This window comes from Paenibacillus antibioticophila (assembly GCF_000455265.1).
In the GTDB taxonomy this organism is placed as follows: Bacteria; Bacillota; Bacilli; order Paenibacillales; family Paenibacillaceae; genus Fontibacillus; species Fontibacillus antibioticophila.
On sequence record NZ_HG005142.1, the window covers coordinates 1 to 11401 of the forward strand.

General features: G+C 49.9%; 12 protein-coding genes and 1 other annotated feature. All 12 genes read right to left on the reverse strand.

The features are described from left to right. Nucleotides 1-296: 296 nt before the first annotated feature. The 12 genes from TX85_RS25515 to TX85_RS20440 all read right to left on the reverse strand — a co-directional run bounded on the left by TX85_RS25515 (nt 297) and on the right by TX85_RS20440 (nt 11354). Nucleotides 297-1916: a LysM peptidoglycan-binding domain-containing protein gene (locus TX85_RS25515; protein ID WP_049895135.1), complete on the reverse strand. Its 1620-nt coding sequence runs from the start codon at nt 1914-1916 to the stop codon at nt 297-299. Nucleotides 1917-2069: 153 nt separating this feature from the next. Next, nucleotides 2070-2948, reverse strand: coding sequence for a branched-chain-amino-acid transaminase (ilvE, locus tag TX85_RS20390; protein WP_044481722.1), 879 nt, complete (start codon nt 2946-2948; stop codon nt 2070-2072). Nucleotides 2949-2953: 5 nt separating this feature from the next. Continuing rightward, nucleotides 2954-3838 carry a prephenate dehydratase gene (pheA, locus tag TX85_RS20395; protein WP_044481723.1) on the reverse strand — a complete coding sequence of 295 codons (885 nt, stop codon included), beginning with the start codon at nt 3836-3838 and terminating at the stop codon, nt 2954-2956. A 3-nt stretch (nt 3839-3841) separates the two neighbouring features. Beyond that, nucleotides 3842-4801, reverse strand: a complete 960-nt coding sequence (gene thrB, locus TX85_RS20400) for a homoserine kinase (protein ID WP_044481725.1) — start codon at nt 4799-4801, stop codon at nt 3842-3844. A gap of 14 nt (nt 4802-4815) precedes the next feature. Then, the gene (locus tag TX85_RS20405) at nt 4816-6102 is read right to left on the reverse strand and encodes a homoserine dehydrogenase (RefSeq protein ID WP_044481727.1); all 1287 of its coding nucleotides are present in this window, start codon (nt 6100-6102) and stop codon (nt 4816-4818) included. A 34-nt stretch (nt 6103-6136) separates the two neighbouring features. Continuing rightward, nucleotides 6137-6574 (reverse strand): ACT domain-containing protein, encoded by a 438-nt coding sequence (locus tag TX85_RS20410; RefSeq protein ID WP_044481728.1) that lies wholly within the window; start codon nt 6572-6574, stop codon nt 6137-6139. Nucleotides 6575-6748: 174 nt separating this feature from the next. Then, nucleotides 6749-8062 (reverse strand): GTPase ObgE, encoded by a 1314-nt coding sequence (gene obgE, locus TX85_RS20415; RefSeq protein WP_044481730.1) that lies wholly within the window; start codon nt 8060-8062, stop codon nt 6749-6751. Between the two features lie 14 nt (nt 8063-8076). After that, nucleotides 8077-8823, reverse strand: coding sequence for a Spo0B domain-containing protein (locus TX85_RS20420; protein ID WP_044481731.1), 747 nt, complete (start codon nt 8821-8823; stop codon nt 8077-8079). Nucleotides 8824-9005: 182 nt separating this feature from the next. Next, nucleotides 9006-9317 (reverse strand): 50S ribosomal protein L27, encoded by a 312-nt coding sequence (gene rpmA / locus TX85_RS20425; protein ID WP_044481732.1) that lies wholly within the window; start codon nt 9315-9317, stop codon nt 9006-9008. A gap of 19 nt (nt 9318-9336) precedes the next feature. Next, a complete protein-coding gene (locus TX85_RS20430) occupies nt 9337-9672 on the reverse strand; it encodes a ribosomal-processing cysteine protease Prp (protein ID WP_044481734.1) in 336 nt (111 codons plus the stop codon). 12 nt (nt 9673-9684) lie between these two features. Further along, a complete protein-coding gene (gene rplU, locus TX85_RS20435) occupies nt 9685-9996 on the reverse strand; it encodes a 50S ribosomal protein L21 (RefSeq protein ID WP_044481735.1) in 312 nt (103 codons plus the stop codon). 14 nt (nt 9997-10010) lie between these two features. Continuing rightward, nucleotides 10011-10097 (reverse strand) — a sequence feature (ribosomal protein L21 leader region). Between the two features lie 75 nt (nt 10098-10172). Continuing rightward, nucleotides 10173-11354 carry an Rne/Rng family ribonuclease gene (locus TX85_RS20440; RefSeq protein WP_044481736.1) on the reverse strand — a complete coding sequence of 394 codons (1182 nt, stop codon included), beginning with the start codon at nt 11352-11354 and terminating at the stop codon, nt 10173-10175. Nucleotides 11355-11401: the final 47 nt, after the last annotated feature.

Sequence of the window (11401 nt, forward strand, 5' to 3'; positions counted from 1 at the left end):
AAAATTATTTTCTCTATTTAATACTCACTCGTTGTTCAGTTTTCAAAGATCAACTTCGGTTCGTTCATCGCTGCGTTTCAGCGGCGACTTAAATAATATATCATGCTGAGTAACTAATTACAAGTCTTTTTTTGAAAAAGCTATAATCGTATCCGGCTTGTCTACTTCCCCGAAAGAAAGCGCTATATTATCGGGGTATTAAATATAGCATATTTTTTCTTTCTGCTCAACCTTAGCACGCAAGAGGTTTAATCAAGAAGCGGACCCCTTTGAATCAGGGGGCCGCTTCTGTCGTTTTATTTATTGATCCAAGGATTTTGGGTCAGATAACTCTCAGACTTCTTCAACGGAGTACGTTTGCGTGATTTGCTGCTGGATCTCTTACTCGATGAAATCTTGGCTGACTTTCTAGCTTTTGTATTCGATTTTCCTTTTGGAGCGCCTAAACTTTGAGGTGACATATTATCCGTTGCACTGACATAGCCAGTATTATCATTTACACCAAATCCCCCCAGTGGAGCTGCTGGAATATTCCCCAGAGGCAGTGCAGGCCCTCCAGTCATTCCGGCTATTTCAGGAGTGGCAGGAAGAGTGCCTGCCATAGTACCAGGCATTACCATCCCATATGCCGATTGAGGATATCCGTACGCCATCGGCATTCCTCCCCATGCAGGCGCAGCTGGAAATGGAGCATTGCCGCCATAAGCATTGGCAGGGTAAGCGCCCGTATTACCAGGAAACGGTGCATTGCCTGAGAATGGTGCATTATTAGGGAACGGTGCGTTATTTGGGAATGGTGCATTGCCTGGGAACGGTGCGTTCCCTGCCGGCATTCCCCATGCTCCAGGAAGCCCTGAATTTTCCGCCACAGACATCGGACTGATCTCCGTAGGGAAGGGTTGATTAGGAAGATTGCTCGGATAGTTGGAGACTCCATGCAAATTCGGGCTATTATCCATCTGCTGATAAGCAGGAGCATTTGAGATCCCTGGGTACTCTCCAGTCCAAGGGGTCTCTGCATAAGCTGGCTGAACTTGAGAGTATTGCGGTGTCTCGTAATAAGCATTCACCGGTTGGGCAGGTACCTGATACTGATAGAATAAATTTTGATGCGGCATGTTAGGCTGGTTTGAGACATTTCCCGAACAACCGCACGGAGAAGCTGGGGAAGCTGAGATCGGCGCGATATTTGAGGGCACATCGAATTGGTATGCATAAGGTGAAGGAAGCACCGGATATTCTGGAATAGGCGGGCATGGCGACTTCTCAGCTTTTGCAGGCTGAACATGCATCTTATTTTCCTGCTTAACGGTTTCATAGGTAAAATGCTCGACTTCAACCTCCAACTGAATCGGAGTCTTCTTGACCGGCTCGTGGACAATTGGTTTGGTCTCCTCTTTCTTCTCAACCACAGGAGCCGTAAGTTTCTTTTCAGCCACAGGAGCCGTGTGCTTCTTCTCAACCGGCGTAGTAGTGATGGGCGCTGTATTCTTTTTACCTGAAGGAGCTGTAGCAATAGGCGAAATATTCGTGTTCGGGTTGGCTGGATTAGCTGGGCTAGATGGTGCTGGCGATGTCTGTGTCCCTTTGGTCGGGATATGAATCACCTCACCCACCTTGAGCTCATTGGGATTAACAAGCTGAGGGTTGGCTTCTATCAGTGCCTGCAACGGCAATCCCCAAGCTTTGGATAATTTCCATAATGAATCGCCTGATTTTACGGTATGATCGTACACCTTTCCTGTCTCCCCGTTTACAGGTACTGCAATTGCCGGGATTTTGACCTTGTCGCCAAGATTCAATACCTCGGGATTGGTAATTTGCGGGTTGGCTTCAATCAGCTTTTCGAGAGGAACATTATACTTTTTGGCAATTTCGTATAAAGAGTCCCCTTGTTTTACAATGTGGATTTTCACAGTGACAAAGACCTCCTAGGATTCTTCTCCGGTACGCGAGTCTCCCGCCCGGGGCCCAATTAATACATCCTATGCGAAGGCCCAGCTTTTTGACATTCTCTCCATAAAAAAATCCCATTTTTCCTAAAAAGGAAAAACAGGATTTACCCCAGCTTACCAGACCTTTAATCCGTCTTGATCAACGATGCTGCGGAATTGTTCAAGCAGCTTCAAGGTGATCGGTCCCGCATGACCCTCTCCGATCACGCGGCCATCCACCTCGCGGACTGCGATGACTTCAGCGGCAGTTCCCGTCAGGAAGACTTCGTCCGCAACATAGACATCATGCATCGTGAATGGTTCTTCCTTCAGCGGATAGCCTTGCTTGCGGCAGATCTCGATGATTGCCTGACGGGTAATGCCGTCAAGGGCTCCCAGGTAGCACGGCGGTGTTGTGATCACACCATTTTTAATAATAAAGATGTTGTCTCCGGAGCCCTCTGTCACGTAACCTTGGGCATTCATCATAATGGCCTCGCCTGCTCCAGCCAGATTAGACTGAATTTTAACGAGAATATTATTCAAGTAATTCAAAGATTTGATCTTCGGATTCAAGGCGTCCGGAATATTGCGGCGCGTGGACACTGACACTGTCTTCAGGCCGGTTCTGTATGCTTCCTCCGAATAAATAGCAAGTTGTTCAACGATAATGACTACCGAGGCTTTCGGGCAACGGTTTGGGTCAAGACCCAAATTACCGGCGCCACGAGATACAACAAGGCGGATGTAGCCGTCGCGCAGCTCATTCTTCCGAAGCGTCTCGACCAGTGCATTCTGCATTTCCTCATAGGTGAGGGGAATGTTCAGCATAATTGATTTTGCCGAATCATATAACCGGTCCAAATGCTCTTTACACTTGAAAATATTGCCGTTATAGATCCGAATTCCTTCAAAAATACCGTCCCCATACAAAAATCCGTGGTCGAATACCGATACCTTTGCATTTTCCTTGGTAACGAACTGACCGTCCAAATAAATCCATTGCTCTGCCATCGTTATTACACCTCCGATTTTAATCCTTCATAAGAATAGCTCGGATAGCTGCCAAGTATACGAACCTGACATCCTAAAGCCTCGATTTCTTCGATCGCCAGCGGAAGCAGCACGGAGCTGATAGGCGCCAAGACATCCATGTAGAAATAATAGCTGCCTAACCGCTTCTTCGTCGGACGCGATTCGATCCGTGACAAGTTCAGTCTCCGCCAGGCAAATGCCGCCAGCACCTGATGCAGCGCCCCTGGAAAATTCTCAGGGAGCGTAACCAGAATGCTTGTCTTGTCCTCTACCGGAGCTTGGGGGAGCGCTACAGGCTTGGGCCCGATCAATACAAAGCGGGTAAAGTTATTATCATGGTCCGTGACCTGACTAGCCATAATATCCAACCCGTACCTCTCGGCGCCGAGTGCAGTGCCAATAGCCGTCCACCCTTCACCAGGATGCTCCTGCACCAGCTTTACCGCCTCCGAGGTACTGCCGACATGCTCTAGCTCTGCATGCGGCATGTAGGTCCGAATGAACTGAAGGCACTGCGCCATGGCTACAGGATGGGATAATACTTTTTTAACCCGGCTATAATCCAGTTGATCGCTTGCACCGAGAAATTCAGTTCTGCGGCCAACCCAGTTTTGAATCGAGGGATACACCCATTCCACTTGCATAGGTATTTCCACCTCATGCACAAGCCAATCCATATGCAGGGTAACCGATCCTTCAATGGTATTCTCTATAGGAATTACGCTGTAATCACTGTCCCCTTTGGCTGTCGACAGAAATACATCGGAAATCTGCTTATAATGAAGCAGTTCGACAGGCTCATCGCGGAACAGATGCAGCACGGCCTCATGAGATACAGAGCCTGAAGGCAGCAAGGCAATTCGCTTCATGACTTATTCTCCTTTTATACGCTTCATAAACGAAACATTATTTAACATGGCAAGCTCCACAACTCCTTCAGTGCAGGGACGCAGCCATAAAGTCTTCGCAGAGATGCCCTCTTCAGCCAATACCTTTGTCAGGAAGCCTTCAAGTTCTGCTTGCCGGGAGCTATCCTTCTCCACAAGCGCCAGCAGCGTTGGTCCCGCTCCGCTTAGAGCCACCCCAAGCGCACCATGCGAGGGCGCTTCTTCCAAAATTCGCGCCATTCCTGGAACCAATTGGGCCCGATAGGGCTGATGAATCCGATCCTTCATTGCGGAAGAGATTAGATCGAGTCTGCCTGAGGCCAGAGCAGCGGTTAGCAGGGAGGCATGGCTGACATTGAACACAACATCCTGCATACGGAATGCTTCGGGCAGCGCCTTTCTGGCCAGAGAGGTAGACAGTTGAAAATCAGGAATTGCCACAAGGGTAAGGAGTTCAGCCGGAGGTTGAATTTTCAATGCTGTAGCATGCGTTCCATCCCACACGGCAGCGATAATGCCGCCATATAAAGAGGCTCCCACATTATCGGGGTGATTCTCTAATGCTGTTGCCATATCAAACAGCTCATCTTTGGCCAGCGGCTCGCCAATCAGTAAATTGGCGGCATACAGCGCACCGACAATGGCCGAAGCGCTGCTTCCAAGTCCACGGGTTAAGGGAATTTCCGAGTACATGGATATTTCCAGCTCCGGCACCTTCACACCCGCGCGTTCGAATACAGACTGGGCTACCTGGTAGATCAGATTGCTTTTATCGGAAGGAAGACCGTCCAGATGATCTCCATACAGGCGGAAGAGCGTCTCTGAAGCTGGCTTGAGCTCAAGCCAGGCATATAAATCCAATGCCATCCCGAGCGTATCAAATCCTGGTCCGAGGTTGGCCGTGCTGGCCGGAATTTTAACGCAAACTCCTTCTTCACGAATCATGCTGTTTCTTCCTTTCATCCTTCGACCCGATATACGCTCTTCACCCGGCGAATTACCTCAAGGCCTTCAAAATATTTCAGCACCTGCTCCATGTTCGCCTTGCTGGCACGATGAGTTACAATCATAATCTCGGCATCAGGCGTATCCGCATTCGGAGACTGTACGACCGATTCCAGACTCACATTATATTCAGCAAAGGCCTGCGTAATCTGGGCCAATACCCCTGCTTTATCCGCAACCTGCAGCAGCAAGAAGTTTTTGTAACAGATTTGCTCATTGCTCTTCAGCTTCTTCGGCTTGTAAGGAACAATGGACTTTAAGCCATTCACGCCGAGCTTGAGATTCTTGACCACAGCAACAATATCCGCAACTACCGAAGTCGCCGTAGGCATCTCGCCCGCACCTGCCCCATAGAACATCGTCTCTCCCACAGCCTCGCCGAATACATAAACAGCGTTAAACACGCCATTCACGGCAGCAATCGGGTGGTTCTTCTTCACCATCGTTGGCTGAACGCTAATGCTGAATTCCTCTTCGTCACGTTCAGCAATACCGAGAAGCTTCATCTCATAGCCCAACCGCTTCGCATAAGCGATGTCTTCTTTGCTTACAGAAGAAATCCCCCGCACCTGAACGTCGCTTAATTCCACGTTTGCACGGAAACCGAGCGTACCCAGGATCGCCATCTTTCTGGCGGCATCCAGCCCCTCCACATCAGAGGTCGGATCGGCTTCGGCATAACCGAGCTGCTTCGCTTCTGCCAGCGCATCCTCATAGCTGGTGCCTTCTTGGCTCATCTTGGTCAAAATATAGTTCGTCGTCCCGTTCACAATGCCCATAATTTTAATAATCCGGTCCGAAGAGAACCCTTCGATCAATGTGCGAATAATCGGGATGCCTCCGGCAACACTTGCTTCATAGAATACGTCGCATTGCTTCTCCGTCGCCTTGGCCAGAATCTCCGAGCCGTATAAGGCCATGAGGTCCTTGTTGGCGGTAACAATATGCTTGCCGCAATTGAGCGCCTCCAGCATGAATTCGCGGGTGCCATTCACTCCGCCCATAACCTCGACGATCACATCTATTTCCGGATCGCGGATAACCTCCCAAGGATCCTCTGTCAGCTTCGCGGGATCGATCTCAATGCTTCGTTGCTTATCAGCATGCTTGACAGCAATTTTCTCAATAATGATCGGAGAGCCTACCTGACTGCTAAGGTCCTCCTGATGTCCTTCCAAAATACGCACTACTCCTGTTCCAACGGTGCCCAGACCCAATAAGCCTACCTTGACTGGTTTCATCCCTTGGATCCCTCCCTCCGTAATGATCTTGTCTTTATCCCTGGCCGACGATCTGCGCCTTGCGAACGCCAGGAACCTTCTGTATCAAATCCAGCATTTCATCCAGGTCCTCCGTCAGACGGGAAGTCTCCACGGAAATGACGACATTGGCGATCCCTTGCAGCGGAATGCTCTGGTTGATGGTCAGTACGTTTCCTCCCGAACCGGCAATAAGCCCCATTACCTTGGACAATACCCCGGAACGGTGCTCCAGATCAAACGAGATCGTTACAATACTCTCCCGCTCAATCTGATTCAGCAGATGAATGCCGTCTTTGTATTTATAAAAAGCACTGCGGCTCATTCCTACTTGCGCAACGGCCTCATGGACCGTCTTCACAACACCGCTGGCGAGAAGCTGCTTCACCTGCAGCGTCTTTAATACCGCCTCAGGCAAAATATCCTCCCGCACTAAATAATACTTCTCCTTCACAAACGTCCTCTCCTTAGAGACTTCTGTTTTCGTATAGTGGACATTATAACGGAAAGCTGGCAAGGTGGCAATCCATTTCCGCGGAATTTCCGCGGAATCCGGCTTGCTTATGTAGAGAAACGGCTACCATCTCCGGCAAAAGGAAGGTACCCGTTTCTATAAAGTTCCTATAACTTAATAATAGTAGCTGCTTCCCTCGACAAACTCGAATTCGAAGTCCCCGATTCGCACGATCGTCCCATCCTTGGCGCCCCGGTTTCTCAGCTCATCATCCACTCCCATATGCCGCAGTGTGCGGGCAAGCTTGAGAATGGCGTCATGGGTGTTAAGCTGCATCCGTTTCATCATACGTTCGATCTTCACACTTTCAACGACGAAGGTTTCATTTTCGCGGCGGATGGTAAAGCTCTCGTCCTCTGTTTTGTCCAGCTTATAGATTTTGCGTTCCTCCAGCTCGGTGACTTCCTCAATCGCAGGGAGCTCCGGAATTTCATCCAGCAGATCCGCCGCCCGATACAAAAGTTCCTGCACACCTTGTCTGGTCAAGGAAGAAATCGGATAGATTTCAATATCCGGCCGAACTTCCTTCACTTGCTCTTTAAAGCGCTCCAGATTCTCCTCTGAATCAGGCATATCCATTTTGTTGGCTGCCACAATTTGCGGACGCTGTTCGAGGTCAGCATTATACAGCTTGAGTTCCTCATTGATCTTCATCCAGTCCTCGAATGGATCCCGGCCCTCTGATCCAGCCATATCGACTACATGGACAATAACGCGTGTGCGCTCCACATGCCGCAAGAACTCATGTCCCAGGCCGACGCCTTCATGAGCGCCCTCGATCAGTCCGGGCAAGTCAGCCATGACAAAGCTGCGTCCTTCGCTCACATCTACTACTCCCAGATTTGGGGTAATCGTCGTAAAATGATATGCGCCAATCTTCGGTTTTGCAGCGGATACGACAGATAACAGGGTTGATTTGCCAACGCTCGGGAAGCCCACGAGGCCCACATCAGCCATCACCTTTAATTCAAGGACGATCCAGCGCTCTTGACCTTCCTCTCCGTGCTCCGCAAGCTCGGGTGCCGGGTTATTAGGGGTCGCGAAGCGAATGTTGCCTCGTCCTCCACGGCCGCCGCGAGCAACGACCACCTGCTGCCCGTCCCGTGTCAAATCGGCAAGCACCTCTTGCGTATCATCATCAATAATGACCGTCCCAGGCGGAATACGAACAATCATATGATCCGCATTTGCCCCATGCTGGCTCTTGTTGCGGCCCTTCTCACCGCGCTCCGCCTTGAAATGGCGTTGATAACGGAAGTCCATCAGTGTGCGCAAGCCTTCATCGACGCGGAAAATGACGTCTCCGCCCTTTCCGCCGTCTCCGCCAGCGGGTCCGCCTTCCGGAACGTACTTCTCCCGGCGGAACGAGACGATACCATCGCCTCCATCTCCGCCTTTTACATAAATTTTCGCTTTATCTACGAACATGAATTCACCTCATTTTAGTTTGCACAGGCGACACGCAGCCGAAGTGAATTCGGTGCCGGATCCGCCAGTTCCACAGTTACAGCGTTGCCGTATTTCCATTCCTCCAAATACCGCTGTAATAGGGTATCCGAATCAGCGGCCGTACAGTCTTCCCGTTCAAAGACAGCAACAATCTCTCCGCCGAGCCGCGACAATTCAAGCCTTAGCTTGGGAAGCTCACCCCAGGATGATCGGCCTGTGTACTGGTAGAGACGAATCGTCTCCATAATCGCTTCTGTAAATTGCTCGGCATCCTGCGGAGCAAGTGCCTCTCCCAAGGTAAGATCCTCCTGAATCTGCACGTCCAGTTGGATCGAACCGTTCATCTCCCGGAAGGAGTATAAATAAAAGACCAGCGAAGGTATCCCCAGTCTTGATATTTTGCTGTCCGCCGCCATACGTTCTTTTATTCTTTCCACACAGTCCTTCAGTTTATCATATTTGCCCAATTGAATATATCCGTATAGAATCTGCAGTTCATTCATCCAATCATGGCGATGGTGCCCCAATGTTGCCGCAGCCATCCGCTGCACGGATTCAAGAAGCTGCTTCCGCTCTTCAGCCGCTTTCCTCTGTTCCACAATGATGTACCCGGCAAATACCAGCAGCAGGCACAACCCCAGCAGGGCGTAGAATACAGGCGAACGCAAAAAATACATTAAGACAAGAAGGGCCACGGACAACAACACAGCTGCACCGGGCATCATTAACCGATGTTTCATGAGTTTCCCCGTTCCTCTAACAAATTGGGTGATCTTTCCACCCTCACAACTACAAAGTATATCATAAACCTTGTCCCAAATAAGCTAAAAATAATTCACAAAGCCTTCCTGATGATGTTCCAAAAAAAATCCCTTGGCACTCTGCCAAGGGATTTCGAAAGCTTCACATGTCAGTCAAGCTATTAAGCTTCTACTGCAGCCGCTACTGGAGCGGTTTCTACCGGGTAGACGCTCACTTTTTTACGATCGCGACCCCAACGTTCGAACTTAACAACGCCGTCCACTTTCGCGAACAGAGTGTCGTCCTTACCGATTCCCACGTTGGTACCCGGATGAATTTTCGTGCCGCGTTGGCGAACGAGAATGCTTCCGCCGGTAACGGTTTGGCCGTCAGCACGTTTAACGCCAAGGCGCTTCGCGATGCTGTCGCGTCCGTTTTTCGTGGAGCCTACGCCCTTCTTCGAAGCGAACAACTGAAGATCCAATTTCAACATTGTCCATCTACCTCCTTCTTCAAATCTTGGTTGCATCGTGTATTTCAATATACTGTCCGTATGAACCTTCGATACTTTGCAGCATAACGACCATCGAAGCAAGCAGCAATTGTACTTGTTCCGCCTGATTTGCTTCTATCTCCCCTGGAAGATCGGCACTCAGGAATCCATCCTTCATATCCGCATCCATCAGAATCCCCGTCAGGGCTTCAATCGCATTGACCGTGCCTACGGTTACCGCAGATACACCGGCACATACGATATCATAACCCGACTTGGCGTATCCGGCATGACCCGATACCTTGAAGCCAGTAATAGTGTTACGATCCGCACGCAAAATGGAGACGCTGATCATCTGATCGCCCTCTTACGCTTGAATTTTCTCGATGGTTACTTTTGTGTAAGGTTGACGATGACCTTGCTTTTTGTGGTAGTTCTTCTTAGGCTTGTATTTGTAAACAACAACCTTTTGGCCTTTGCCGTGCTTCTCGACTTTCGCCGTTACACTTGCACCGGAAACCAAAGGAGCTCCTGTTACCAAACCTTCGCCTTTAGACACTGCCAACACACGGTCGAATGTCACGCTTGCGCCATCTTCAGCGTTCAATTTTTCGATGTAAAGAACATCGCCTTCTTGAACACGGTATTGTTTACCGCCTGTTTCGATAATTGCGTACACTTTGCTTGCACCTCCTCATGTCTCAGACTCGCCTAATCCAGGTGCCGATGATGCTTACATCACCGAACTTGCGTACCCGATCGGAGCGGTTGCAGCATGTGTACAAGGCTAACTCATAACACATACCTTACTATATTAGCATGGGGTTTCTTAAAAAGCAACGACTGATTTGCAGATCATAGTACGGTCTGTTCCCTCATCCGCTTGCGCGTTAACTCCAGCAGTCCAAGCCGAGTCCAGCCCAGTATGTGATGCTGCATGCGATCACCGGCTAAGGCCCGCTCGAGCCTGTCACATACGGATGAACGATGATCCTCCCGGCTCATATCGATAAAATCAATAATCAGAATTCCCCCGGAATCTCGCAGGCGAACCAGTCTCCCGATTTCTGCCGCCGCCTCCAGATTGGTCTGAAATACCGTATCCTCCAGATCCTCTCCTCCGGTAAACTTGCCGGTGTTCACATCAATGACCGTCATAGCCTCCGTGATATCCCAGACCAGATATCCTCCTCCGGGAAGCCAAATCTTTCGTTGGAAATCCTTGTCCAATTGCTTGCTGATGCCAAAATAATCAAAGATAGGCTCGGATCCCCGGTATACCTGAATAGGAGGGGGACTCTTCTGCAGCATCAAGCCCAGAAATGCCGAAGCCTCCTCGGCTTGCTCCGAACAATCCATGATAAGCTCGTCCGTCTCGGGGTTGTAAGCATCGCGCAGCAAACGCTGAACCATGCTGAGTTCCTGATGAAGCACCGCAGGGGCCGATACGCGGCTGCCTTTCTCAACAATATTCTGCCAGACACTGCGGAGCTGCAGCAGATCCTCCTGGATGGATTCCGTGTCCGATTCCTCGGCTACGGTCCTTATAATCAGACCTTCCTCCTCTTCCCGTAGCTCGTCTCCGATATCCTTCAGCCTGCTTCGCAGCTCCTCCGGACTAATCTTCTTTGAGACCGCCGCATAACCCGCAAAGGGCATATAGACCAGCCACCGTCCGGGCAAGGAATAATGCGTCGTCACTCTGGCCCCCTTATTGCCGTAAGCCTCCTTAACCACCTGAACGATCAATTCCTTTCCAGGTTTCAGCACCTCGGTAATCGAGGGCTTTGGTCTGGGCTGCTTCTCCAGATTAGGATGCAAAGCATCATCAATATACAAGAATGCATTTTTCTTCTGGCCGATATCGATAAAGGCCGCCTGCATGCCAGGAATCACATTCATGACTTTGCCTTTAAAAAAACTGCCTACTATTCCGCGTTTTTGCGATGGTTCGGCTGCATATTCCACCAGCTTGTTATCCTCCATCAGCGCCATTCGGGTGGAATCAGCACCGCAGTGAATAATCAATTGCTTCATTGATCTCACCCTCAATTCGTGTTTCAGACTCAACACCATTTTCATTA